This window comes from Paraburkholderia sp. GAS348 (assembly GCF_050434205.1).
In the GTDB taxonomy this organism is placed as follows: Bacteria; Pseudomonadota; Gammaproteobacteria; order Burkholderiales; family Burkholderiaceae; genus Paraburkholderia.
Map to the genome: position 1 here is coordinate 353,394 of NZ_JBNPVT010000001.1, position 24,578 is coordinate 377,971.

Genomic DNA, 24,578 nt, shown 5'->3' on the forward strand with positions numbered 1-24,578 from the left:
ATCGCTGTGAGTGCTCAATTCAATCTCCTTCGAACACAGGGCGCGACTTCGCGGCAAACGCGCTATACGCACGTTCGAAATCGCGTGTGCTCATGCAGATTGCCTGGGCTTGCGCTTCCGACTCGATCGCTTCGTCGATGCTCATGCTCCATTCCTGGTGCAGCATCGTCTTCGTGATGCCGTGCGCGAAAGTCGGACCGGCGACGAGATCGGCGGCGAGCTTTTGCGCGTCCGCGAGGAGCGCTGCCGGTTCGCACAGGCGGTTATAGAAGCCCCATGCGTGGCCTTCGTCGCCACTCGCCGAGCGGCCGGTGAACAACAACTCGGCGGCGCGTCCCTGACCGATGATGCGCGGCAGGATCGCGCAGGCGCCCATATCGCAACCCGCGAGGCCGACGCGTGAGAACAGAAACGCGAGTTTGCTGCGCGCGGTGCCGAGCCGCATATCCGACGACATTGCCAGAATCGCGCCGGCGCCGGCGCATACGCCGTCGACCGCGGCGATGATGGGTTGCGGGCAATGGCGCATCGCTTTGACCAGGTCGCCGGTCATGCGCGTGAACAGAAGCAGTTCCGGCATCGGCAGATCGATTAGCGGCGCGATGATGTCGTGGACGTCGCCGCCGGAGCAGAAGTTCTCGCCTGCACCGTGAATCACCACTGCCTTCACGTCGGTTGCATAGGCGAGTTGCCGGAACAGATCGCGCAATTCCGCATACGATTCGAAGGTCAGCGGGTTCTTGCGTTCGGGGCGGTTTAGCGTGATCGTCGCGACTTTGTCGGCGACCGACCAGCCGAAATGTTGCGCCTCGTAGCCGGCGAGCGTCAGGCGGTTGCCGGCAAGTAGCGCGTCGGTATTGGATCGTGTCATGAATGTCTCCGTGTCGACCAGAGTTCGCGCTTTAGCGCGTTACTCTGGTCCCATGCAAAAGCGGTCGACCAGAGTTCGCGCTTTAGCGCGCTACTCTGGTCCCATGCAAAGCGGTCGACCAGAATTGACGCAAAGCCCGTACTCCGGCCCCATGCAAAATAGTTTCTCGGTTCGGTGCGGGTCAGTCTTTCAGACTGTCGAGCAGATGCTTCTTAAGTTTGCCGAGGTGCTGATGGGTACGTGATTTTTCGTCGAGGCTCAAGCCGCCGAACAGTTCGACGACCCACTGCTCATGCGCCACGGCCATCTTGTCGAACGCCTTGCGGCCAGTGGGCGTAAGGCACACGCTGATCGAACGGCGGTCGTTCGGATCGGTGTCGCGCGAAACCAGGCCGTCTTTTTCGAGCTGATCGGTAATGCCGGTCACGTTGCCGCCCGTCACCATCAAACGGCGCGACAGTTCGGTCATCTTCAGACCTTCCGGATGCCGTTCGAGCTGCGCCATCAAATCGAAGCGCGGCAGCGTGGTGTCGAATTCGTTGCGCAGGCGTTTGCGCAGTTCGGCTTGCACGAGATTGGTGGTGGTCAGCATGCGCAGCCACAAACGCAAGCCCATGTGACTATCGGCGCCGGTGCTCATTTCCAGATCCACGACGTTCTCCGCTGGTTTGGCGACGCCTTTGCGCGGCGGCTTGACGTCCACCGGCGAGGGCTTTTTGATGCTTGATGACTTGGTCACATTACCTCTCCCCCGGAGATGGAAATGGACTGGCCCGTAATCGCGTCCGAGCCGGGTTGGCAGAGCCAAAGCACGGCGTTGGCGACTTGCTCCGGGCTGACGAAGCGACGTTGCGGATTCGAGCGAAGCAAGGTTTCGCGCGCCTGCTGTTCGGTGCGCGAGGTCTTGCTGGTGATCTGTTCGAGCGACGCGTGCAGCAGCTCGGTCTCCGTGTAGCCGGGACATACTGCATTGACGGTGACGCCTTTCGTCGCGACTTCCAGTGCGAGCGAGCGTGTCAGGCCGATTACACCGTGTTTAGCCGCGCAGTACGCCGCGACGTAGGCGTAGCCGATTTGCCCCGCGGTGCTCGCGACATTGACGATGCGGCCGTGGCCGCGTTCGAGCATGCCGGGTAACACGGCGCGCGTGCCGAGGAACACCCCGGTGAGGTTCACGTCGAGCATGCGCTGCCAGAGCGCCATGTCGGTGTGAGCGAAGGGCGCGGCTTGCGCCTGGCCGGCGTTATTGACGAGGATGTCGATTGCGCCGGCTTGTGCGAATGCCTTCTCGACCGACTCTTCGCTTGTGACGTCGACGCTGATGCAGGCGACCTCGCCGAGCCCGTTGAATTTTTCCCGCTGCGCATCGAGACGTTGTGCGTTGCGCCCCATCAAGGTGACTCGGGCACCGGTGCGCAACAGCGCTTCGGCCACCGCTGCGCCGATGCCGCTGCCGCCGCCTGTGACGACAGCGTGCTGTCCTGCGAGCGTTCTAGTGGATGTATTCACGTGGTTCCTTCTGCGCGTTGCGCGCGTTCTTGTGGTGATAGGCCGGCGTTCGCCGCAGCTTGAGCGCGTTCACGTTCCAGATTGCGTTCGAGTTGCGACTTCGCTGCCGTGTAAGGCTTCGGCCACGTCACGTCGAAATAGCCGATTTTTGCGGCTTCATTCAATGTCCACGCCGGATTGGCCAGATGCGGGCGCGCAATCGCGCAGAGATCGGCACGGCCCGCCGCGATGATGCTGTTCACGTGGTCCGCTTCCGAGATCGCGCCAACAGCGATCGTTGCGATACCGGCTTCGTTGCGCACACGGTCGGCGAATGGCGTCTGGAACATGCGGCCAAACACGGGCTTTTCCTGCTTGCTGACCTGGCCCGACGAGACGTCGATCATGTCGGCGCCGGCCGCTTTGAACGCACGGGCAATTTGCACGGCGTCGTCAGGCGTGGTGCCGCCTTCGACCCAATCGTTAGCGGAAATACGCACGGAAATCGGTTTGTTTTGCGGCCAGACTGCGCGGATTGCCTTGAAGATCTGCAATGGGTAGCGCAGACGGTTTTCGAGCGAGCCGCCGTATTCGTCCGTGCGTTGGTTGGTCAACGGCGAGAGGAAGCTGGAGAGAAAATAGCCATGTGCGCAGTGCAGTTCGAGCCAATCGAAGCCCGCCTCTGCGGACATTTGCGTGGCGCGCACGAACTGCACTTCGATTTCGCGCAGTTCGTCCCGAGTGGCTTCGTGCGAAACCTGACTGACGCCGCTCAAGTATTGTTGTGGCGAAGCGGACACGAGCGGCCAGTTGCCTTCGTCAAGCGGCTGGTCGATGCCTTCCCACGAGACACGTGTCGAGCCTTTCGCGCCGGAGTGCCCCAGCTGAATGCCGATCTTCGCGTCCGACTGACGGTGCACGAGATCGACGATACGCTTCCACGCCGTGAGATGTTCCGGCGCGTACATGCCGGGACAGGCGGGCGTGATGCGCGCTTCGGGCGATACGCAGGTCATTTCCGTCATGACCAGCGCGGCCCCGCCCATGGCGCGGGCACCGAGATGCATCAGGTGATAGTCACCGGCGATCCCGTCGACAGCGGAGTATTGCGCCATCGGCGAGACCACCACGCGGTTTTTCAGCGTGACGCCACGCAACGTGAAGGGCGTGAACATCGGCGGAACGGAGTGCTTTTCAGGCGCGCGGTCAATGCCTGAACGGTGTGCGAGCCAGTCTTCGAATGTTGAGAGATAGGTTGCGTCACGCTCCCGCAAATTCTCATGCGAAATGCGCTGCGAGCGAGTCAGCAGCGAATACGCGAACTGTTCCGGTTCGAACGACGTATAGCGATCGACATGCTCGAACCACTCCGTCGAATTGCGCGCGGCGTTCTGGATGCGCAATACGTCGATGCTGCGGACGTCCGTGTAGTGCTTCAACGCAGCGGGTAAGTCACCGGGATGCGCGCCGATGCTGTTGGCGAGTTCGATCGAATCTTCGAGCGCCAGCTTGGTGCCCGAGCCGATCGAAAAGTGTGCGGTGTGCGCCGCGTCACCCATCAGTACGATCGGTGTTTGCGTGCCATCGGCGTTGCCGCGCCAATGCACCCATTCCTCGTTGATGACGCGCGGGAAGCGAATCCACTGCGAGGACCCGCGCAAATGCGCGGCGTTCGATAGCAGCGGGTTGCCGTCCAGGTACTTGGCGAACAGCTTCTCGCAGAACGCGATGCTGTCCTCCTTGCTCATTTCGTCGAGACCGGCGGCGCGCCACACGCGCTCCGGTGTTTCCACAATGAACGTGGAAGTCTGATCGTCGAAGCGATAAGCGTGGGCCTGGAACCAGCCGAACTCGGTTTCTTCGAAGGCGAACGTGAAGGCGTCGAAGAGCTTCTTGGTGCCGAGCCAGACGAAGCGGCAATCGCGCATGTCGATCGCGGGCTTGTAGGTGGCGGCGTGCTTCTGACGGATTGCGCTGTTGGCGCCGTCACAGGCGACGATCAGGTCGGCTTCGTAGGTGGTGTCTTCCGTGACCTGGGTTTCGAACACCAGCTTGACGCCCAACTCTTCGCAGCGCGCCTGCAGGATATTCAGCAGACGTTTTCTGCCGATGCCGCAGAAGCCGTGGCCCGACGAACGAATCTGCCTGCCGCGGAAATTGATCTCGATGTCGTCCCAGTGATTGAAGGCGTCGAGGATCGCGTCCGCGCTCGGCGCGTCGGCGGCGCGCAGGTTGCCGAGCGTCTGGTCGGAGAAGACCACGCCCCAGCCGAAGGTGTCATACGGGCGATTGCGCTCGACCACCGTGACGTCATACGCCGGGTTCCGGCCCTTCATTAACAAGCCGAAGTACAACCCGGCTGGGCCGCCGCCGATACAGACGATGCGCATGTTGACTCCATGGGTGGACGTTGCTGTGGAATGTAATTTAGGTCTATATAATTTAGATGTCAAGTAAATGGTGGAGGAAATCGGCGTGCAGGCGTGTTGCCTTGTGACCTGAAAGAATAAAGGCCGTCAACGGCGCGATGCTCAGTTAGGCGATTGCATCGACGAAGGCGCTCGGCGGCAGCTATCGCGCCGATCCGCCCATCGAACCGAAGCCGCGTTGAGCGACCCGCGGACAGCGTTCATTCGGCATCGATATGGCAAAACTGCCCGGATACGGTCCGGGCAGTCCTCGGGGATCCAACTCAGATGTCGGCGTAGTCGATACCGGTCAGCACACCCAGATGAGCAACGGTGGTGAAGTGCGACTCCTGCTTCGTATCGATGTCCAGCTCGCGCACGTTGCCGCCCAGATCGGTCACAAATGCGCGGCGCCCCTGTGGGTCCAGAGACACGCCAATTCCCTCTTTCAGCTCGCGGGCAAGCACCTGGCGATCAACCAGTCCGGACGCCGTGATTCTGGCGCGATTCAGTGTATTTCCGTCATGCGTATCGTCGCCACGATCCGTCCAGTAAAGCATGGCGTCCTGGTGATCGATATCGAGATCGATCGGCTCGGGCAGATCGGCCAGCAAGCATTCGACGTCTGGGCGCCGCTCGGGTGTCGCACCAGGCGGCAGCTCGATGCCCGCCCTGAAGATGCGGCCCTCTCCGGCATCCGGCGGTCCCTTTTGCGTCCAGTAGACATGCCCGTTTGCCTTATCCAATGCGATGCCTACGCAATGGCGGGTCGCGTCGCCCGTATCCTCGGGGAAATTTCCGGTGCGGACGAGTTCCGTCACCTCCGTGCCGTCCAGCCGCGCGCGCATGACTCGCATGCCTTCGCGATCGCACCAATACAGGTGACCGCCCTCCGTGTCCAGCACGAGCTCCTTGGGTGTTCCGGCCCTGCCGGAAGGCACCAGCACACGATGCTCGCTTCCGTCGAGCTTCGCGCTTTCGATCGTGCCGTCGTTCGGGGGAATTGCGCCGGAAGCCGGATCGCCGTCGACCAGATGGATGCCGGTTCCCATGTTGGTCCAGTAGACCACCTGGTTTTCAGCATCGACCTTGATGCCGTCGGGCGTGCGCGTAAGGTTCGCGAGAACGACCTCGTGTGAACCGTCCGGTGATAGAGCGATGATCGCCGGTGGACGTGCCTGCAGGACATACAGCGTACCGCCATTCTTCGTAGCCACAGTAAGTACCCTCCATCAGGTTTCTAAAACCGTCGTCGTACTGGCGGAGTCGATCCATAGACCCGCCGCTGCTGAACAGCTCCAGACAGACTACCTTAGGTTGTGCGAGAACTTCGTGAATATCGGTCAAGAGGCTGGGCGCGCCGCCGCGAACCGCTCAAACAGCATGCGGGGCAGGATCAGTTGCATCGGCAGGGTACGGCAATGGACGAAGCGCGACTCGCCGATGCGTCTGTCGTGCTGCGCTCGCCCGCACTAACTCAACCCAAATTATCCCGTCGAGTTCCGACGCCCAGACGATGGTGGGAATCAGCATCGCGCCTATTTTCTAGTCGTTGCGCCGTGCTGCAATTGCTGGCCGTTTCGATGCGGAAAAGGAGCGATTGGTCGACGTCCGTGTCGCCAACAAATAAACCCAAAAATCAAATCAATACAGTAACAAAAACTGGCTTGAGCTAGATACGATAGTGGAAAAAGCTGTCTGTCAGCGATAACACGGGTCCTCAATAACGGGCCTCCATTCCCTTTCCAAACCAGCCCTCAACGCCTCCTATGCCACGCCCCATCGTTGCACAGATTCATCCTGACGCAGTCAGCCACAACCTCTCCCTCGTCAAGCAGAGAGCGCCCCGATCACGGGTCTGGGCCGTGGTCAAAGCCAACGCATACGGACACGGAATCGATCGCGTTTTCCCGGCACTCGCGAAGGCCGACGGTATCGCGCTGCTCGATCTCGACGAAGCGGTCCGTGTGCGTGAGTTGGGTTGGACCAAGCCGATTCTGCTTCTGGAAGGTATTTTCAGGCCAGGCGATGTGCCAATCGCCCAGCAGTTCGATCTGTCCATGGCCGTGCATTGCCGTGAGCAACTCGATCTGTTGCGTCTGTCGTCGTCGCATGAACGCGTCAATGTGCAGCTGAAGATGAACTCCGGGATGAATCGTCTTGGATTCCGGCCCGACGCATATCGGGCCGCGTGGGAACAGGCGAGGGCGATTCCGGCCATTGCAGACATCACATTGATGAGCCATTTCGCAAATGCTGACGATGGCGACGTGGCATGGCAGATGGATCGCTTCGATGCGGTGACTCACGACTTACCGGGCCAACGAAGTCTCGCGAACTCAGCGGCCGTTCTATGGCATCCCCAGGCGCATCGCGACTGGGTGCGCCCGGGTGTCGTGCTCTATGGCGGTTCACCCACCGGTCAGTCGCGCCACATTGACGACGTGGGCTTGCGCGCGTCGATGACGCTCAGGAGCGAAGTGATCGGTATGCAGTCGTTGTCGGCGCAGGAAACAGTCGGTTATGGCCGCGCCTTCGCCGCAAATCGTGAAATGCGCATTGGCGTGGTCGCATGTGGCTATGCGGACGGCTATCCCCGGCACGCATCGACGGGTACGCCAATCGCGATCGACGGCGTCATGACGCAAGTGGTGGGCCGTGTTTCGATGGACATGCTCACCGTCGACCTGTCGCCGTGCCCGCATGCGCGGATCGGTTCAAAAGTCGAGCTATGGGGCGACCAGGTCAAGATCGATGACGTCGCTCACGCTTCGGGGACGATCGGGTACGAACTGATGTGCGCATTGGCAAAACGGGTGCCGGTAGAAGTCGCCTGAACGACCTTCTTTCTCGCCGGAGCGCGAGTTAATCCGCAAGGAGTAGTCGCGTCTTCGGCCGAGTTGTGGCGCAACATTTTTGCTGCATAGACGTCGGGGCGTTTAAAGCAGCACTATAACGTTGCACCGGACATGTTGTGTTTACGTAATAATCGCGAGGCGCGTCCTATTCGACCCCCTAACCATTAAAAATGCGTAGGTCATGGCTTTCAGCGAACCAAGGTCTCCATTTTTCAAATGGCTGGTGTCCTCCGCTCAGAATCTGAGCGCCGACAACCGGCAAATATTGCTTGCCAACCTGTTCACTCGAACCGCATCGATTGTATTTGCGTCGATCTGCGAAATCAGTGTGTGCGCGACCGCCTACTATCTGTATCCAAGAGCCCTTTACGCGTGGTGGGGCAGCGCCGTGGCCGCGCTGCTGATTACGCGTCTCACGTTGATCCGGCAGTGCTGCCGGCGCAGCGCTCGCAACCTGCCGACTCCTACCTCAGCCTTTCTCTTCGCTAGCCTTCTCTGGGCCGCCTTATTTGGCTTCGGCACCTTTTTATGCAATACCAGCGGAAACCAGACGCTTTTTCTTCTCGGCAACGTTTGCGCGGTGGGTGTAATCGGTGGGCTAGCCGGACGTAATGCAGGCACACCCCGGCTGGTGCTTCTCCAGATTTCGTTCATTCTCGCGCTGTTGGGTTGGGGGGCGGCGCTTTCTCCCGGTTCCGGCAAGCTCGTGCTGCTATTTCAGGCGCCCTTTTGTGCGGCGGGTTTCTTTACCGTGGCATTGCGCAGCAATCGCGACACCGTTGCGTTACTGTTGGCGCGCGAAAGCAGTCATCGGCTCGCTCACCAGGACAGTCTCACTGGCCTGCCCAACCGTGCGCGCATTACAGAGCTTCTGCTGGAGCGCACCGCGGCAGGCTCGTTACGGCAAGATTATCGATTCGCGGTGCTACTGATCGACCTCGACGGTTTCAAGGCGATCAATGACAGCCTGGGCCATGCCGCCGGTGATCAGATCCTTGAGGAGGCCGCGATGCGCTTGCGTGAAATCCTGCCGGCCGGCGATCTGGTCGGACGCCTGGCCGGCGACGAGTTCGTCGCCATGACCGACTGCACGGCGTTGGCCCGCGACGTCCATGTGTTGGCAGACCGTATCGTCAAAACGCTGGCGCGTCCTTTCGCATTGAGCGAGGCGTTGGTGCATATCGGCGCGAGCGTGGGCGTCTCGCTCTATCCGGAGCATGCAAAGACCGGGCCGCAATTGCTGATCTGCGCGGACCGCGCGTTGTACGCGGTCAAGCGCAGTGGCAAAAGCGCCTTCGCTATCTTCGATGCCGTCAGGCACGCATCCGACGAAAGTTTGAGCCTCCTGCGAAGCGATCTGGAAGGCGCGATGCAGTCTTATAGCGATTTGCGCATGGAGTACCAGCCCATTGTCGATCTCGGCAACGACACGATTTCCGGCCGCGAGGCACTGCTTCGCTGGACGCACCCGACTCGCGGCGAGCTTTCTCCGTCCGCCTTTATTCCCACCGCCGAACGTACGGGCCTGATCCTCGCACTCGGCGAGTGGGCCTTGCTGCAATCATGCACGGAAGCTGCCACCTGGCGTGATGCAGTGAGCGTCGCTGTGAATGTTTCGCCGGTGCAATTGCGGGAGGAATCGTTCGCCTCGACGGTCGCATTGATTCTTGCCAGGACGGGTTTGCCGCCGGCGCGTCTGAATATCGAAGTCACAGAAACGGTGTTGTTGCGCGACGATACCGTCACCCGGCGCAACGTCGAGAAGCTTCGCGCGTTGGGAATCGGTCTCGCGCTCGACGACTTCGGCACTGGCTTTTCAACCATGTCGACGCTCGTGCGCTTCTCATTCGACAAGCTCAAGATCGACAGTTCGTTCGTGAAGGAGTCCGTGCATCGGCGCGAATCCGCGGCCGTGGTTCGCGGGATTGTGGCTTTGGCACGGGAAATCGGCATACCAACCACGGCGGAAGGCATCGAAACGCAGGAACAGCTGAATTTTGTGCGCGTCTGCGGATGCACGCATGCCCAGGGTTTTCTTCTGGGCAAGCCAGTCCGGGGTGAGGAGATTCCGCACGTGGAGAAAAGGCTTGCCGCGCATTGCGCGGATAAGGTGTGAGAGGTAGCAGTTGCTGATGATGTCATTTCGGATCGGCGGCAAACTGGTAAGTCAATTTTACATTTGGCGACAAGGCATGGAGTTCGTGAGAGGATGGCATTTCACTTTTTCTCGCGGAGGGCGAAATGGGACTCTTGGATGAAGTAGGCAAGATCGCTGGGGCAGTAGCAGCCGTTGAAGCGGCAGAAAAAGTCGATCCGGAAGCAGGTCTGCTAACGAAAGGCGTTGCAGCGGTGGCGGGCTTTGAAGGCGCCGGTGCACTGGAGTCGCTGGTCGAGAAGAAAGACGGCGAGAAGCAGGACGACGCCGACAATGCTCAAGCCACAGACGATACGAATCCTCAAGCGTGATTTCGCGCGGTGAGCGGGCCAGTCCTTCGCAGGACTGGCCCGTTTTTTTATGGCGAGGAAACCAATGACTATGCAATCCTGCGCCCACACGCGACGTGTTCCGCTTTTCATTGCGGCCTATTACGATGCGCTGGCGCTTGGCATGCCCACTCGGGAGGCTGTCTTGCGGGAGGTCGGTGCTGTATTTGTGAAGTGGACTTTGGATCGGACGTGAAAGCGGTGCAAACCGGCGGATTGTTTTTGGCCGGCTTGTGATGGCTCAGGGCTTCGACTGATCTGCCCCCGCGCTAACGGGGTTTGCCTCGGGCACTCTTCCTGGTGCTCGCAGTACGAGGCGCATCTTTTGCCGGCGAGGCGCTGCCGCCGTTCATCTGCTCCATCCACGACAAGGCGTCGACGTACGACAGGAACTGCTGGAGATACCCGGGCGACAGCTCGCGCATTAGCGAGAGCGACCGATGCACAAGGCTGCTCGAATTGAGCGGACCGGCGTTACCCGGCGCTTTCTTGAGCGACTGCCGCAACTGTTTCTCGGACCGGACCTTGGACCAGGTCTCCCTGAAGTACTCGAGCGCTTCCAGTTCCGGATAAGCGGGGCGCCGGGGCGCGGCGTCACCCGTTGCAGGGCCGGTTCCATCTGCCGACGCGTGGCTGGCGATGTAGCCGATCAGTGCGGCCAGCGCTCCGCGTGCGGGTTCGCTGGATGATGCCGCGGTGCCGGTGCCGGTGCCAGTGCCAGTGCCAGTGCCACCATCGGCAACCTTGGATGCCGTACGCGCGAGATCACCCGCATAGGCCTCGATCAGTTTGGACAGCCTGTCGTCCAGCAGACGCCGCACTTCGCCGTTGTGGCTCGCTGCACGCCGATCCAGCGCCTCGATGAAATGAAAGCGGATGGGATCCAGACGATCGGCGCCGCGCTCGCGCCATGCGTCGAGCGTTGCCCGGGCGCTGCTTGCCACGCGGCTAGCGCCACCGTTCTCACTAGTCTCGCTACTCAAGGGACTTCACCGTTGCGCTCGAAGGCCTCGGAACCGGCGCTATTTCCACTCGCCGGTTCTTGGCCCGGCCCTGGTCGTCGGCATTCGAGCTGACGGGCTGCTGGGCGCCGAACGCAGCCGCAAATACGGACGAAGCGGGAACCCCTTCATCGATCAACGCGCGGGTCACCGTCAACGCGCGCTGGGCCGACAGCTCCCAGTTGTCGGCAAAGCGGCGGTTAGCCTCGCGCACTTGCCGGTCGTCGGTAAAGCCGCTCACCATCAGGATCTCGTCATTGGCCCGGAGATAAGCGGACAGCGGCCCCGCCAGGCTCTTCAGGACGTCCCGGCCTGCGGGCTGCAATTGATCGGAGTTCAACGCGAACAACACGCTGCCGTTGATGCCGATGCGCCCGTTGACCAGCGTCACCCGGCCCGCTGCCAGCGGCCCTGCCAGTGCCTGTTCCAGAGTCTTGCGGCGCTGCGTTTCCAGCTGACGCTGCTTGACCTCCTGCTCCAGCCGGGTCGAGAGTTCCAGTTGAACGCCGATGACGCCCACCAAAATCAGCACGAAAGCGCCCAGCAGCACCGACATCAGATCGCCGAACACGGGCCAGATGGGCGCCGTGGCCTCCATGCCGCCGTCGATTTCCTCGCTCATGCCGCTTCAGCTCCCGCGGACGCCCGCTTGCCCGCGAGGTGCTGCAGGTCTTCGACGATCTGCCTCTGCGACATCATGCTCAGGTCGATGACTTCTCTCGCCTGGGCCACGTAATAAGCCAATTGCTCGTCACTGCGCGCGAGGGACTTGTCCAGCGCGGCTTCGATACGCTGCAGATGCGCGACCAGCGTGGTGTTCGACTCGCCGAACAACTGGACGGCCGCGCCGAATGCTTCGCCGAGGCTTGCCACTTCGACGGCGCTGCCGGTGACTTGCGCGGCCACCGCGCCCAGCTTCCCGGTCTCGAGTTCGACCTTATCGGTGAAACGGGTGCCGACACGATCCAGCAGATCCGCCGATGTGGCGACCAGCGCGTCGACGGCTGTGCGCTGCTCGGTGGAGGCATGGTTCACGGCATCGAGCAGGGTTTCCAGCGTTGCCAGCAGTCGGCTGCGCTCTTCCAGCATCGCGGTATCGCGGACCATGCTGTCGGAGAGCTTCTGACGCAGTTCGGCGACGACTTCCGCTGCGGCCCTGGGTGCTTCCGACGCGGCTTGCACGAGTTGGGCGATCTCGGCGATCGTGCTGCTTGCGTGCGCCTGCGTCTGAGCTGAGATGTCGTGTGCCGTTTGTGCCAGCGTGTCGCAGATCTGCTGCTGCCGGCTTGCGGTGTGCGCGCCGACCTGCTCCCATTCCTTGCTCAACGTCGTGGCCATGGAACCGAGCGTCTCGGTCCATGCGGCCAACCGCTGCTGGTCCCGGGCGGCGAGTTCTGCCTGCAGGTCGGCCGCGGCCTTGGGGGCTTCCGCCGCCGCTTGCACGAGCCGGTCGATCTCGGCGATCGTGCTGCTCGCGTGCGCCTGTGTCTGGGCCGAGATGTCGCGCGCGGTCTGTGCGAGGACGTCGCAGATTTCCTGCTGCCGGCTCGCGGTGTGCGCGCCGGCCTGCTCCCATTCCTTGCTCAAGGTCGTGGCCATCGAACCGAGCGTCTCGGTCCAGACCGCCAATCGTTGCTGGTCTCGCGAGGCCAATTCCGTCTGCAAGTCCGTATGCGATTGGCCCACTGTGCGTAGCAGCGACGCCGAGTGCTGTTCGAAGGCCGCAGCGGCCGCCGCCAGGGCTTGCTGGTTGTGGCCCGCCAGCTTCTCGCTGACCTGTTCTTGCCGTGACAGCGCCTCGTGCCATGCTGCCGACACGCTGCCAGCCGTTGCGTCGAGGCGTGCGGCGACGCCATCCAGCAGGCCGGCCGAGCGTTGCTCGAAGGTCTCGGTGAAGCGATCCAGCGACGTGCCCAGATGTTGGGCGAGCGCCTCGCTCGAGCGCTGCTGCCCCTCCAGGGCTTTGTTCCAGATGTCCGCGACGGTGGTGGTGGTGGCCTCGAAGCCGGTCGAGAGCCCGTCCAACTGCCGCTGCACGGCGTGCGTGACGGTATCGTGCAGTGCGGTTGTCTCACGCGCGAGACCCGCCATCGTGGCCTCCATGACCGGCTGCAGCGCCGCGCTGGCGGCGCGGGTGCTTTCGGCGACGCTCTCCTTCAACGACTGCTCCACGGAGGCAGCAAGGCGCGTGTAGGCCGCCTCGGCCTTGCTATGGAAGACGTTCTGGCTGGCGATCTGCCGCTCGTTCAAGGCGAGGCTCTGTTGCTCGATGGCCGCCATCATCGTCTGCAGACGATCGACGAGGGTGGGCATCACCTCGGCCTGCCGCTGCAGAAGCTTGAAGCTTTCCTCGCGCTGATGGGTCTGCGAGTAGATGCGCAAGGTTGTCGCAATCTTCACGTCGAGCATCTGCGCGGCATCGATCCTCTCGCGCCGGCACAACGCCGACAGCAGCCCCAGCATCGCGGAGGTGGCCACGCCCGCAATCGAGGTGCCGAACGCGAAGCCCAGCCCCTTGACCGGTGCGGCGAGCGAATCGCGGATAGCCTGCAGGTCCGTCGCGCTTTCCAGCGCCATGCCGGTGCCCCGCAGGGTCGCCACCATGCCGAGGAGCGTGCCGAGCATGCCCAGCAGCACGAGCAAGCCGACCAGATACGGCGTCAGCGGCGGGCCCGGCAAGGCCACACGCTCACCCTCGACGCGCAGGCGTACTGCGTTGCGCAGGCTGGGATGCAGCGGCTCAAGCCAGGCGCCCAGGCTGGGCGGCGGCCCGGACATGTCCGCGGCCGCACGCGCCAATGTGGAAGTGGCCTCGCCGTAGCGCCGCAGTTCGAGCGCGCCCGCCAGGTAGCAAACGCCGATCAACATCGTGACCGCCAATGCCAGCGCGTTCGAGCCGACGTAGCCGGCACCGATCCAGCACACAGCGGCCAGACCTACCAGAAAAACAACGAGATTGAGATATCTGGACATAGTGTCCCAGTTAGCGGGTGCGAAGGGCCGCGAGCAACCCTTCGACCGGTTGTAAACGAACATCCAGTTCGGCAAGCAACACGCTCTGCATATCCTTGCGGAACGCGTCCAGCCAGGCGCCGGGCGTGGCGGGTTTGGTGGTTGCGGCGTCCCCCGAGGCTTCAGCGTCGGCCAGCGCCTGTTGCTCCGCTTGGCGCAAACGCTCGAAGTGTCCTGCGAGCAAGCCGGGCACGGCGGCCAGCAGACTCCGTTCACGCTCGCTGAGCGCGCGTTCCATCACGGCGTCCACCACCGCGAGCCGGGCCATGGCGGGCGTTTTGGCAGCCAACATGGCCCGCAGACGGCCGCGCAGGTTGCCGATGCCCGTCTCCATCGTCTGCTGCATGGAGTGGTAGCGCTGACGAAAAACCGCGTAATCGACCGGCGCATCCACCGGGGCTCCTTGCGGGAGCGCTTGCGCCGCAGACCCGCGACGCCTCGCGCCGGCCAACACGCTATCGCCGACGATGGCATTCGCCAACGACGTGCGCACGCGGGCGCACTCGCTCTCTTCAGCGTCGCCGAACGCGCGCGCGCCGGCGGCGCCGGCAGGCGGAGGATTGTTCAGCGCCGCGGACAACGCGATCGCGTCGGTCCAGCCGAGCCATTGGCTTAGCCGGTCCGAGAGCGATTGGCTGGATTCGGGAACATCGACGTCCGTCAGGCGAGCAAGTAAGCGAATGAGCGCCGGGCCACTGAAAGCTGTGCGCTGTGGGGCTTGCACCATACCACCAGAGTCAAAAAAGACAGCAGTTTACACGCCGGCGGGGTGAGGGATGCAGCCCCTTAATGAATCGGGCTGCCGGGCGCGGCATTTCAGCGTGGCCGACAGGCCACTCGCGATGCCTGGATTATTTCAGCCGTCGTGACTTGGAGCCCGGCAGCATTCGGGCGTCGGGGCTCCGCGCAAGGTGGACAGACTGCTCGACGGCTGCCTTGAACTGCGATTCGGTCGTCCACATGCTAGGCTGTCAGTGCTGGTGACTCTATTTGGCTATGCTGGTTTTAAACGACAACGTGGAGCCTGCACATGGACGTGAGCACGGAAACGCTGGTTGAACTGCTGCGGGAAGTGGAAGCCGACGACCCGATCGACTACGCGGACCTTCCATTTGGAGAGCAGGAACTCAGGCGCCTCGTCATGAGTTCACTGGTTGAGCGTCACCACCTGGTCGAAGCAGGCAACATGTCGATCTCCGACATCCACGCGCTTTATCTGCTAAGCACCGCCAAGCTTGTTCTCGAGAATACGGTGCTTCACGCGAGGCTGCTTCTGCTCCAGGGGCAGCAGGTCGATGTCCAGTCACTGTTGGCTCCGTTTACCCTCAAAGGCAAACCTTAAAGGCCGGCTGGCGGCTCTGCCCGCGGCAGCGCATCGGCGCCGGCCTGGGCAGACCGCGGTGGCCTGCCCGGCATTGTTTGCGAATGACCGGATCAGCGCCGCGCGCGCGTCACTTCTCAAGTTCCGCAAATAGCCAATCCTGAAAGCTGTGCAGCTTCGGCAATTCGGCGCGAGATTTCAGCAGGTTGAGCGTATAGCCGCGCACGGTGAGCCCTTCGACGCCGAACGGTGCCACCAGCCGGCCCGTTTCCAGTTCGCGTTGCGCCAGAAGCAGGCTTTCAAGGCAGACGCCCAGGCCGTCCACCGCCGCGCTGATCGCCATGAACGAGCGATCGAAGCGCGGACCGCGTCCGATGTCGAGCCGCGTTTTGCGATACAAACGCATCCAGTCACGCCAGCTCACCAGACACCCCTCGCTATGAATCAGCGGATGCTGCTGCAAATCCGCCACGCTGCGCAGCGGATGCTCGCCCGCCATGAGCACCGGCGAACACAGCGGCACGATCGTCTCGGGCGGCAATTCGAGCACCATCGTACCGGCCGGCTGGAGCTTTCTCGGGCCGTAGCGAATGTCGATATCGACCGCTTCCGAGATCAGATTCACCGCCTCTGACGACGCATTCAAACGCACATCGATATCCGGATGCGCCGCGCTGAAGCGCGCGATGCGCGGCATCAGCCATTGAGTCGCAAAGCTGGGCGTGCAATGGATTGTGAGGATGTCGCTCTTGGCGGCCCGCCCGATCTCGCGGGTGGCTGAGTCGATCCGCGCGAACGCCGCGGTGATTTCCTCAGCGTATTGCCTTCCATTGTCCGTCAGGATCACGGTGCGGTGCAGCCGATGGAACAGACGAATGCTCAATTGCTCTTCGAGCAGCTTGATTTGGTGGCTGACGGCGGAGGGCGTGACAAACAGTTCGTCTGCTGCGAGCGCAAACGACGAGAGCCGTGCGGCGGCTTCGAATGCCTGTATCGACTTGAAGGTGAAGCGATTGTGCATGGCAGCATCAACGTGAATTGAATTCATCCATTGACCCATCTTAATTCGTTTGAGCGCGTGTGAGCGCGAGATTACGCTTGACTCACTGGGATCGGCATCACAGCGGCCCCTGCAAAGCGATCCTCAAGGAGACAATCAGTGACCACTAGCGAAACCGCGCCGTACCCCCAGCTCGCGGAGCACGCCTATCAGATTCGCCGCAACGCGCTGCGCATGGGTGAAGTGCAGGGGCAGGGCTATATCGGCCAGGCGCTCGATATCGCCGATGTCCTGGCCGTCGCCTACTTCCGCGCCATGCGCTATCACGCCGACGACCCCGAATGGGAAGGCCGCGACCGCTTTCTGCTATCGAACGGCCACTACGCCATCGCGCTGTACGCCGCGCTGATCGAGGCCCGCATCATCGCCGACGAAGAACTGGAAACCTACGGCAGCGACGACAGCCGTCTGCCGATGTCCGGCATGGCCAGTTATACGCCCGGCATGGAAATGTCCGGCGGCTCGCTCGGGCAAGGGCTGACGATTGCGGTCGGCCGCTGCCTGGGTCTGAAGCGCAAGGGCTCGGATGCCCGCGTCTACACCCTGTTCTCCGACGGCGAACTCGATGAAGGCGCAATCTGGGAAGGCCTGATGTCCGCGGCCCACTGGAAGCTCGACAATCTGATCGCGATGGTCGACGTCAATAACCAGCAGGCCGACGGCCCGTCGTCGAGCGTCATGGCGTTCGAGCCGCTGGTCGAGAAGCTCCAGGCGTTCGGCTGGTTTGTGCAGCGCGTGGACGGCAACGATCTCGCGGCCGTCGTCGCCGCGTTCGATGCGGCGCTGGCGCATCCAGAAGCGCAACCGCGAATCATCGTCTGCGATACGCGGATGGGTTGCGGCGTGCCGTTCCTCGAAGCGCGTGAGAAAAATCACTTTATCCGCGTCGATGCGCACGAGTGGCAACTCGCGCTGCAGGCGCTGGAAGCCGGGAGAAAAGCATGAGCGCCGCCGCACCGAAACCGCGTTTGAAGACGTCGGCGATGATCGCATCGATCGCCGGAGAAGGGCAGATCACGCGTTCCGCGCCATTCGGCCACGCATTGGTCGAACTGGCACGCAACCGGCCCGAAGTGGTCGGCATGACTGCCGACCTCGGCAAGTACACCGACTTGCATCTGTTCGCGAAGGAATATCCCGGGCGCTACTACCAGATGGGCATGGCCGAACAACTATTGATGGGTGCCGCGGCCGGCATGGCGCACGAAGGCGCGCAGCCGTTCGTCACCACGTACGCCGTGTTCGCCGCGCGCCGTGCTTATGACTTCATCCATCAGGCGATTGCCGAGGACAACCTCGACGTCAAGATCGTCTGCGCCCTGCCTGGCCTCACCACCGGCTACGGCCCGAGTCATCAGGCGGCGGAAGACCTCGCCCTGTTCCGCGCGATGCCGAACCTCACGGTGATCGACCCGTGCGACGCCATCGAAATCGAGCAGATGGTGCCGGCCGTCGCCGAGCATCGCGGCCCGGTATATGCGCGGCTGTTGCGCGGCAACGTGCCGGTCGTGCTCGACGAATACGATTATCAGTTCGAGCTCGGCAAAGCGAAGCTGCTGCGCGATGGCGCCGAGGTGCTGATCATTTCGTCCGGGATCATGACGATGCGTGCGCTGGAAACGGCCAAGGCGTTGGCTGCGGATCGCGTCGACGTGGGCGTGCTGCACGTGCCGACCATCAAGCCGCTCGACACCGTCACGCTGCTGCGCGAAGCGCGCCGCTCAGGCCGCCTTGTGGTGTTGGCGGAGAACCATACAGTGATCGGCGGTCTGGGCGAAGCGGTGGCGGCGGTGCTGCTGACCCATGGCGTCACGCCGCCGTTCCGTCAGATCGGCTTGCCCGACGCGTTTCTCGACGCGGGTGCGCTGCCGACCTTGCACGACCGCTACGGCATTTCCACCGAGGCGATGTGCGACACGATCAGAGGCTGGCTGCGGTAAAGGCCGACAAGCGCCCATCAGGCGTGGCAAACACGAGTAGTAGCCGATAGCAAACAACCTGGCAAACCATAAGCTTCATATTCAGGAGATACGCATCATGTCAGAGTCACGTCTACTCGACGGCAAGGTCGCCGTCATTTCCGGCGGCGCGTCGCCGCGCGGCATCGGCATGGCGACCGCCCGGATGTTCGCGGCGCATGGCGCACGCATCGCCATCTTCGATCTGGACGAAGCCGCCGCGGTCGAAGCCGCTGCGTCGATCGGGCCCGAACATCGTGGCTATGTGTGCAACGTGACCGACCGTGGCGCCTGCCAGGCCGCTGTCGAACGCACGGTTGCCGATTTCGGATCGATCGATATCCTGATCAACAACGCCGGCATTACTCAGGCCGCCAAGCTGCTCGAGATCGATCCGGAAAGCTGGGACCGTATCCTCGACGTCAATCTGCGCGGTGTGCTGTATCTGTCGCAAGCGGTCGTCCCGCAGATGAAGAAGCAGAAGAGCGGCTCGATCGGCTGCATGTCGTCGGTCTCGGCGCAGCGCGGCGGCGGCATTCTCGGCGGCCCGCATTATTCGGCGGCGAAGGCGGGCGTGCTGGGCCTCGCCAAGGCGATGGCCCGCGAACTCGGCAACGACGGCATCCGCGTGAACTGCGTGACACCCGGTCTGATCCAGACCGACATCAACGCAGGCAAGATCAGCGACGACAAGCGCGGCGAAATTCTCGCCGGCATTCCGCTCAATCGCCTGGGTGTACCCGACGATGTGGCCGGCGCATTCCTGTTCCTCGCGTCGAACCTGTCGTCGTATATTACCGGCGCGGTGATCGACGTGAATGGCGGCATGCTGATTCACGGCTAATCCTGGTCCGGCAGGACGGGCCGTCCGACGGGAGCCCGGCGGCGGCGATGGAGACCTTGTAGTAGAGAACAGACGACCGCGGCGAGCGACACGTGCAGCCGCCGCGGTTCAGATACGAAAAAAAACCATAACGACGCGCGATCCAGGATTGGAGGAAGACACCATGACAACCCGTTCGAACGCCCCGCAGGGCATCAGCCGCCGCACCTTTCTGAAGGCCGGTGCGGCCATGTCAGCCGCCGCGCCGCTATGGAGCATCTCGCGAAGCGCGATGGCGGCCCCCGAGTTTTCGTACAAGCTCGCGACCGGCCAGGACCCGACGCATCCGGTCAACATCCGTGCGCAAGAGGCGATCAATCACATTCGCGAAGCGACCAAGGGCCGCCTCGACATCAAACTCTTTCCGCAGAATCAGCTCGGCTCCGACACCGATCTGCTCTCGCAGGTGCGCAACGGCGGCGTCGAGTTCTTCAACCAGGCCTCGTCGATTCTGGCGACACTGACGCCCGCCGCGGGCATCGTCAACACCGGCTTCGCATTCAAGGACTACGACGCGGTCTGGAAGGCGATGGACGGCGATCTCGGCAACTACATTCGCGCGCAGATCGGCAAGTCGGGCATCGTGTCGGTGAGCAAGGTGTGGGACAACGGCTTCCGGCAGATTAGCTCGTCCACCAAGGCGTTGCGCGCGCCGGCCGATCTGAAAGGCTTCAAGATTCGCGTGCCGCAAGCGCCGATGCTGACCTCACTGTTCAAGGCGCTCGACGCCGGCCCTGCGCCAATCAATTTCAACGAGCTGTATTCGGCGTTGCAAACCGGCGTGGTGGAGGGTCAGGAAAACCCGCTGCCGATCATCGCGACGGCCAAGCTCTATGAAGTGCAGAAGTACATCAGCCTCACGTCGCACGTGTGGGACGGTTACTGGATTCTTGGCAATCGCGCCGCGTGGGAGCGCCTGCCGGCCGACATCCGTGCGATCGTCACGCGTGAATTCGAAAACGCCGCGATGCTGCAACGCGCGGATATCGCCAAGCTCAGCCTCTCGTTGCGCGACGACCTGAAAAAGAAGGGCATTACCTTTATCGATGTCGACCGCGACGCTTTCCGTGGCGCGCTGGCCAAGACGAGCTTCTATCACGACTGGAAAGCCAAATACGGCGACGAGGCGTGGGGGCTGCTGGAGAAGTCCGTCGGAAAACTGGGGTAATGCGATGATCTCGATCTCCTATTCGCACGAGCGGCAGCATCGGTTCGCCTGTGCGCTCGACTCCGCCCTCGGCCATCTGGTCGAGATTCCCGCTGCCTTGCTGGTACTCGCGGAAATCGCCGTGCTGCTGGCTGGTGTGACGAGCCGCTATCTGCTGCACGCGCCGCTCGTCTGGTCCGATGAACTCGCATCCATGCTGTTCCTGTGGCTCGCCATGCTTGGCGCCGTGATCGCCTTGCGGCGCGGCGAGCATATGCGGATGACGGCGCTGGTCGGCATGGCGCCGCCGGGTGTGCGGGCCTTTCTCGACGTGGTCGCGATCGCCGCGCCGATCGCGTTCCTTGCGATGGTGATCGGCCCGGCGATCAGCTTCGCGCAGGACGAATCGTTCATCACCACGCCGGCACTCGAATTGTCGAACTCGTGGCGCGCGGCGGCATTGCCGGTCGGCTCGGCGCTGATGCTGCTGGTGGCAGTGGTACGGCTCGCACGCATGGGCAATTGGCGGCTGACGCTTGGCGCGATCGTGACGGTCGGCGCGCTGGTCGGCATCTTCATTGCGCTGGGACCGCTGTTCCGAGATCTCGGCAATATCAACTTGCTGATCTTCTTTGTCGGCCTGGTGGCGTTGGGTGTGCTGAGCGGCGTGCCGATTGCCTTCTCGTTCGGACTCGCCACCTTCGGCTACCTTGCGTTGACCACGAATACACCGATGCCGGTGGTGGTTGGCCGGATGGATGAGGGCATGTCGCACCTGATCCTGCTCTCGGTGCCGCTCTTCGTGTTTCTCGGGCAATTGATCGAGATGACCGGCATGGCCGCGGCGATGATCGCGTTCCTCGCGAGCTTGCTGGGGCATGTGCGTGGCGGCCTGTCGTATGTGCTGGTCGGCGCGATGTATCTGGTGTCGGGCATCTCGGGCTCGAAAGCCGCGGATATGGCGGCGGTTGCGCCCGTGTTGTTTCCGGAGATGAAAGCGCGCGGTGCGAAGCCGGGCGATCTGGTGGCGCTGCTCGCCGCGACCGGCGCGCAGACCGAGACGATTCCACCGAGCCTCGTACTGATCACGCTCGGCTCGGTGACCGGCGTGTCGATCTCGGCACTCTTCACGGGCGGCATGCTGCCGGGCATCGTGCTGGCGATTACCTTGTGCATCGTGGTGCAGTGGCGCTATCGGCGCGAAGACATGTCGGGCGTCAAGCGTGCAACGGGTGTCGAGATTCTGCGCAAGTTCGTGATCGCGTTCCCTGCGATCGCCTTGCCGTTCGTGATCCGCGCAGCGGTGGTCGAAGGGATCGCGACGGCAACCGAAGTCTCGACGATCGGTATCGCCTACGCGGTGCTGGCCGGCCTGCTGATCTATCGCCGTTTCGAATGGGCGCGGTTAAAGCCGATGCTGATCGATACCGCGACATTGTCCGGCGCGATTCTGCTGATTATCGGCGCGGCGACGAGCATGGCGTGGGCGTTGACTCAATCGGGTTTCTCGGGACAGCTTGCGCAGACGCTCGGCGGCTTGCCGGGCGGCGCGGCGATGTTCATGGCCGCTTCCATCTGCGTGTTCGTGATTCTCGGCAGCGTGCTCGAGGGCATACCGGCGATCGTGCTGTTCGGCCCGCTCATGTTCCCGATCGCGCGGCAGATGGGCATTCACGATGTGCACTACGCCATGGTGGTGATCCTGTCGATGGGTGTGGGCCTGTTCGCGCCGCCGTTTGGGGTGGGCTATTACTCGGCATGTGCGGTGAGCCGCATCCATCCGGACGAAGGGATGAAGCCGATTCTCGGCTACATCGCCGCGTTGATGGTCGGCCTGATCATCGTCGCTGCGGTGCCCTGGATTTCGACCGGCTTCCTGCATTGATCCGCTGACGGACGAGGCTGCGCCGCGCAGCCTCGTATGAAGTTCTTTCGCCCAATCCGATTCAATCCGCTTTGATTGCCGCCGCCCTGCATGCCAGGGCGGCGTAGAGGAGCCTTTTGTCATGTCCACTACTGAAGCTCAGCCTGCTTCACCGATTGCTTCGCTGGCAGCATCGCCATTGCTGTCAGTTGCGGCGGCGCAAACGCGACCCCAGGAGCCAGCACTCCGATTACCGCTCGCCGACGCGATCCGCTTCCTCTCCATCGATGCGATCCTGCAAGCCGGCGAGGGCCATCAGGGTGTGCCGCTCGGCATGGCTGAAATCGCGACCGCGCTGTTCACCCGGCACCTGAAATTCAATCCCGCCGATCCAACGTGGCCCGACCGCGACCGCTTCGTGCTGTCCAACGGCCACGGTTCGCTGCTGCTGTATTCGCTGCTGTATCTGACCGGCTATGCGGCGATCGACCTCGACCAGCTCAAGACCTTCCGCGAACTCGGCTCGCACTGCGCGGGACATCCGGAGTACGAACCGGCACATGGTATCGAAGCGACCACCGGTCCGCTCGGGCAGGGTATCGCCAACGCGTTCGGCATGGCCATTGCCGAAGCGTATCTCGCGGCGAAGTTCGGCAGCGAGCTCGTCGACCACTACACGTATGCGTTTGTCGGCGATGGTTGTCTGCAGGAAGGCATTGGTCAGGAAATGATTTCGCTGGCCGGGCATCTGCGGTTGGGCAAACTGATTCTCTGCTGGGACGACAACCAGATCACCGACGACGGCAGCACCTCGCTTTCGATCAGCGAAGACGTCTGTGCACGATTTCGCGTGGGCGGGTGGCAGGTGATCGAAGTCGACGGACATGATCTTGAAGCGGTATCCGCGGCGTTGACAATCGCGCGCCTGGACCCGCGCCCGTCGATGATTGCTTGCAAGACGGTCATCGGCCGCGGTATTGCGCGCTTGCAAGGGCAGCGCGGCGGGCATAGCGGCAAGCTGTTTCAGGCAGACGCCGACGCGGCGCGCGCACAACTAGGCTGGCCGCACGCACCGTTCGACGTGCCCGCGGACGTACTGAACGCATGGCGCGAAGCGGGCCGGCGCAGTAGTGAGGAATACAACGCGTGGCACGCGCGCCTCGCGGCTTTGCCAGACGTGCAGTGCGCCGAGTTCGAGCGGGTCCAGGCGGGCGGTTTGCCGGAAGGCTGGCGTGATGTGCTCGACGCTTACCGCAAGCGCGCCGTTGAACGCGACGAGCCGCAACCGGGCATCACAGTGTCGGGCGAGATCAGCGATCTGTTCGCGCGGCTGCTGCCCGAGCGCATGATCGGCTGCGCCGATCTCGAAGCGCCCACGGGCCACAAGCGCCAGTTGCACGCATTCACCGCCGACGACCGCAGCGGTGCATACGTCCACTGCGGCGTACGCGAACATCTAATGGGTGCGATGGCCAACGGCATGGCCGCGCATGGCGGTATCGTCGCGACCAGCGTGACCTATCTGGCGTTCTCCGATTATCAGCGTCCGGCGATGCGCATGGCCGCGTTGATGGGCTTGCCGGTGCACTTCGTGTTCAGTCACGACTCGATCGGGGTCGGCAAGAACGGGCCGACGCATCAACCCGTCGAGATACTCGCCTCATTGCGCGCGATGCCGAACATGCGCGTGCTGCGTCCCGCCGATGCGGTGGAAGCCGCCGAGTGCTGGGCCCTCGCGCTCGAACACCGCGGTGGCCCGAGCACGCTGGTATTTGCGCGCCAGGCATTGCCGCTAGTGCGTCGCGAACATAGCGCCGAGTCCTTGTCGCGGCGCGGTGCTTACGTGCTGGCTGAGGCGGAGGGCGGGCCGCGTGCGGTGACCTTGCTCGCCACCGGTTCCGAGGTCGTGCTGGCGTTGCAGGCACGCAACCAACTGCAGAATGAAGGCCTCGCGACTGCAGTGGTGTCGATGCCGTGTTGGGAAATCTTCGACGAACAGGACGCCGACTATCGCGCCGCGGTGTTGGGTTTAAATACCGTGCGCGTCGGTGTCGAGGCAGCGCTGCGTTTCGGCTGGGACCGCTATCTGGGCGAGCGGGGCGGCTTTGTCGGGATGACGGGCTTCGGTGCTTCCGCCTCTGCGGAGACCTTATACGAGCATTTCGGTATCACAGCGCAGCATATTGTCGCCGAAGCCAAGCGGCATCTGTAAATCATCGAGGA

20 protein-coding genes are annotated in these 24,578 nt (G+C 62.7%); 10 read left to right on the plus strand and 10 right to left on the minus strand.

The genetic code is table 11. The features are described from left to right. Window positions 1-19 precede the first annotated feature (19 nt). The 5 genes from P3T22_RS01690 to P3T22_RS01710 form a co-directional block, all read right to left on the minus strand. Window positions 20-871, minus strand: a complete 852-nt coding sequence (locus P3T22_RS01690; RefSeq protein WP_429324038.1) for an enoyl-CoA hydratase family protein — start codon at window positions 869-871, stop codon at window positions 20-22. Window positions 872-1,052: 181 nt separating this feature from the next. Next, window positions 1,053-1,610, minus strand: a complete 558-nt coding sequence (locus P3T22_RS01695) for a MarR family winged helix-turn-helix transcriptional regulator (protein WP_063500380.1) — start codon at window positions 1,608-1,610, stop codon at window positions 1,053-1,055. After that, window positions 1,607-2,380 (minus strand): SDR family NAD(P)-dependent oxidoreductase, encoded by a 774-nt coding sequence (locus P3T22_RS01700; protein WP_429324039.1) that lies wholly within the window; start codon window positions 2,378-2,380, stop codon window positions 1,607-1,609. Before P3T22_RS01700 ends, P3T22_RS01695 begins: the two co-directional genes overlap by 4 nt. Next, window positions 2,377-4,749 carry a bifunctional salicylyl-CoA 5-hydroxylase/oxidoreductase gene (locus P3T22_RS01705; protein ID WP_429324040.1) on the minus strand — a complete coding sequence of 791 codons (2,373 nt, stop codon included), beginning with the start codon at window positions 4,747-4,749 and terminating at the stop codon, window positions 2,377-2,379. Before P3T22_RS01705 ends, P3T22_RS01700 begins: the two co-directional genes overlap by 4 nt. A 302-nt stretch (window positions 4,750-5,051) precedes the next feature. Further along, a complete protein-coding gene (locus P3T22_RS01710; protein WP_429324041.1) occupies window positions 5,052-5,984 on the minus strand; it encodes a hypothetical protein in 933 nt (310 codons plus the stop codon). Between the two features lie 552 nt (window positions 5,985-6,536). On the opposite strand from P3T22_RS01710, the gene alr reads away from it, so the two are divergent. The 3 genes from alr (at window position 6,537) to P3T22_RS01725 (ending at window position 10,091) form a co-directional block, all read left to right on the plus strand. Then, window positions 6,537-7,604 carry an alanine racemase gene (gene alr, locus P3T22_RS01715; protein WP_429324042.1) on the plus strand — a complete coding sequence of 356 codons (1,068 nt, stop codon included), beginning with the start codon at window positions 6,537-6,539 and terminating at the stop codon, window positions 7,602-7,604. A gap of 202 nt (window positions 7,605-7,806) precedes the next feature. Then, window positions 7,807-9,741 carry a putative bifunctional diguanylate cyclase/phosphodiesterase gene (locus P3T22_RS01720; RefSeq protein ID WP_429324043.1) on the plus strand — a complete coding sequence of 645 codons (1,935 nt, stop codon included), beginning with the start codon at window positions 7,807-7,809 and terminating at the stop codon, window positions 9,739-9,741. 125 nt (window positions 9,742-9,866) lie between these two features. Next, window positions 9,867-10,091 carry a hypothetical protein gene (locus P3T22_RS01725; protein ID WP_063500374.1) on the plus strand — a complete coding sequence of 75 codons (225 nt, stop codon included), beginning with the start codon at window positions 9,867-9,869 and terminating at the stop codon, window positions 10,089-10,091. Window positions 10,092-10,378: 287 nt separating this feature from the next. Here P3T22_RS01725 and P3T22_RS01730 read toward each other — a convergent pair whose 3' ends face one another. Genes P3T22_RS01730 through P3T22_RS01745 form a run of 4 tightly spaced genes read right to left on the minus strand, consistent with a single transcriptional unit; the run spans window position 10,379 to window position 14,849 of the window. Beyond that, a complete protein-coding gene (locus P3T22_RS01730; protein ID WP_429324044.1) occupies window positions 10,379-11,092 on the minus strand; it encodes a DUF2894 domain-containing protein in 714 nt (237 codons plus the stop codon). Continuing rightward, complete coding sequence (locus P3T22_RS01735) at window positions 11,085-11,732, minus strand: OmpA family protein (protein ID WP_429324045.1); 648 nt, start codon at window positions 11,730-11,732, stop codon at window positions 11,085-11,087. The genes P3T22_RS01730 and P3T22_RS01735 overlap by 8 nt, the downstream gene beginning before the upstream one ends. Beyond that, window positions 11,729-14,083, minus strand: coding sequence for a DUF802 domain-containing protein (locus P3T22_RS01740; RefSeq protein WP_429324046.1), 2,355 nt, complete (start codon window positions 14,081-14,083; stop codon window positions 11,729-11,731). Before P3T22_RS01740 ends, P3T22_RS01735 begins: the two co-directional genes overlap by 4 nt. Before the next feature lie 10 nt (window positions 14,084-14,093). After that, entirely contained in the window at window positions 14,094-14,849 is a 756-nt protein-coding gene (locus P3T22_RS01745; RefSeq protein ID WP_429324047.1) for a DUF3348 domain-containing protein, read from the minus strand. Window positions 14,850-15,152: 303 nt separating this feature from the next. Between P3T22_RS01745 and P3T22_RS01750 the strand changes: the two genes are divergently transcribed. After that, a complete protein-coding gene (locus tag P3T22_RS01750; RefSeq protein WP_063500369.1) occupies window positions 15,153-15,464 on the plus strand; it encodes a hypothetical protein in 312 nt (103 codons plus the stop codon). A gap of 109 nt (window positions 15,465-15,573) precedes the next feature. Here the strand turns inward: P3T22_RS01750 and gcvA are convergent, their stop codons facing one another. Further along, window positions 15,574-16,491, minus strand: coding sequence for a transcriptional regulator GcvA (gcvA, locus tag P3T22_RS01755; RefSeq protein ID WP_429324048.1), 918 nt, complete (start codon window positions 16,489-16,491; stop codon window positions 15,574-15,576). Between the two features lie 111 nt (window positions 16,492-16,602). On the opposite strand from gcvA, the gene P3T22_RS01760 reads away from it, so the two are divergent. The 6 genes from P3T22_RS01760 to tkt all read left to right on the plus strand — a co-directional run bounded on the left by P3T22_RS01760 (window position 16,603) and on the right by tkt (window position 24,567). Beyond that, window positions 16,603-17,448, plus strand: coding sequence for a transketolase (locus P3T22_RS01760; protein WP_063500368.1), 846 nt, complete (start codon window positions 16,603-16,605; stop codon window positions 17,446-17,448). Continuing rightward, window positions 17,445-18,443 (plus strand): transketolase family protein, encoded by a 999-nt coding sequence (locus tag P3T22_RS01765; protein WP_429324049.1) that lies wholly within the window; start codon window positions 17,445-17,447, stop codon window positions 18,441-18,443. Before P3T22_RS01760 ends, P3T22_RS01765 begins: the two co-directional genes overlap by 4 nt. A gap of 97 nt (window positions 18,444-18,540) precedes the next feature. Further along, entirely contained in the window at window positions 18,541-19,305 is a 765-nt protein-coding gene (locus P3T22_RS01770) for an SDR family NAD(P)-dependent oxidoreductase (RefSeq protein WP_063500366.1), read from the plus strand. A gap of 163 nt (window positions 19,306-19,468) precedes the next feature. Beyond that, window positions 19,469-20,512, plus strand: a complete 1,044-nt coding sequence (locus P3T22_RS01775) for a TRAP transporter substrate-binding protein (protein ID WP_063500365.1) — start codon at window positions 19,469-19,471, stop codon at window positions 20,510-20,512. Window positions 20,513-20,516: 4 nt separating this feature from the next. Next, window positions 20,517-22,376, plus strand: coding sequence for a TRAP transporter large permease subunit (locus tag P3T22_RS01780; RefSeq protein WP_063500364.1), 1,860 nt, complete (start codon window positions 20,517-20,519; stop codon window positions 22,374-22,376). A gap of 121 nt (window positions 22,377-22,497) precedes the next feature. After that, window positions 22,498-24,567 carry a transketolase gene (gene tkt / locus P3T22_RS01785; protein WP_429324050.1) on the plus strand — a complete coding sequence of 690 codons (2,070 nt, stop codon included), beginning with the start codon at window positions 22,498-22,500 and terminating at the stop codon, window positions 24,565-24,567. Window positions 24,568-24,578: the final 11 nt, after the last annotated feature.

What these genes read in the sequence shown, in the direction of transcription:
- P3T22_RS01690 (WP_429324038.1), bottom strand. Translation starts at nt 871, where the DNA reads ATGACACGATCCAATACCGACGCGCTACTTGCCGGCAACCGCCTGACG.
- P3T22_RS01705 (WP_429324040.1), bottom strand. Translation starts at nt 4,749, where the DNA reads ATGCGCATCGTCTGTATCGGCGGCGGCCCAGCCGGGTTGTACTTCGGC.
- alr (WP_429324042.1), top strand. Translation starts at nt 6,537, where the DNA reads ATGCCACGCCCCATCGTTGCACAGATTCATCCTGACGCAGTCAGCCAC.
- P3T22_RS01720 (WP_429324043.1), top strand. Translation starts at nt 7,807, where the DNA reads ATGGCTTTCAGCGAACCAAGGTCTCCATTTTTCAAATGGCTGGTGTCC.
- P3T22_RS01725 (WP_063500374.1), top strand. Translation starts at nt 9,867, where the DNA reads ATGGGACTCTTGGATGAAGTAGGCAAGATCGCTGGGGCAGTAGCAGCC.
- P3T22_RS01735 (WP_429324045.1), bottom strand. Translation starts at nt 11,732, where the DNA reads ATGAGCGAGGAAATCGACGGCGGCATGGAGGCCACGGCGCCCATCTGG.
- P3T22_RS01740 (WP_429324046.1), bottom strand. Translation starts at nt 14,083, where the DNA reads ATGTCCAGATATCTCAATCTCGTTGTTTTTCTGGTAGGTCTGGCCGCT.
- P3T22_RS01745 (WP_429324047.1), bottom strand. Translation starts at nt 14,849, where the DNA reads ATGGTGCAAGCCCCACAGCGCACAGCTTTCAGTGGCCCGGCGCTCATT.
- P3T22_RS01750 (WP_063500369.1), top strand. Translation starts at nt 15,153, where the DNA reads ATGGACGTGAGCACGGAAACGCTGGTTGAACTGCTGCGGGAAGTGGAA.
- gcvA (WP_429324048.1), bottom strand. Translation starts at nt 16,491, where the DNA reads ATGAATTCAATTCACGTTGATGCTGCCATGCACAATCGCTTCACCTTC.
- P3T22_RS01765 (WP_429324049.1), top strand. Translation starts at nt 17,445, where the DNA reads ATGAGCGCCGCCGCACCGAAACCGCGTTTGAAGACGTCGGCGATGATC.
- P3T22_RS01770 (WP_063500366.1), top strand. Translation starts at nt 18,541, where the DNA reads ATGTCAGAGTCACGTCTACTCGACGGCAAGGTCGCCGTCATTTCCGGC.
- P3T22_RS01775 (WP_063500365.1), top strand. Translation starts at nt 19,469, where the DNA reads ATGACAACCCGTTCGAACGCCCCGCAGGGCATCAGCCGCCGCACCTTT.
- P3T22_RS01780 (WP_063500364.1), top strand. Translation starts at nt 20,517, where the DNA reads ATGATCTCGATCTCCTATTCGCACGAGCGGCAGCATCGGTTCGCCTGT.
- tkt (WP_429324050.1), top strand. Translation starts at nt 22,498, where the DNA reads ATGTCCACTACTGAAGCTCAGCCTGCTTCACCGATTGCTTCGCTGGCA.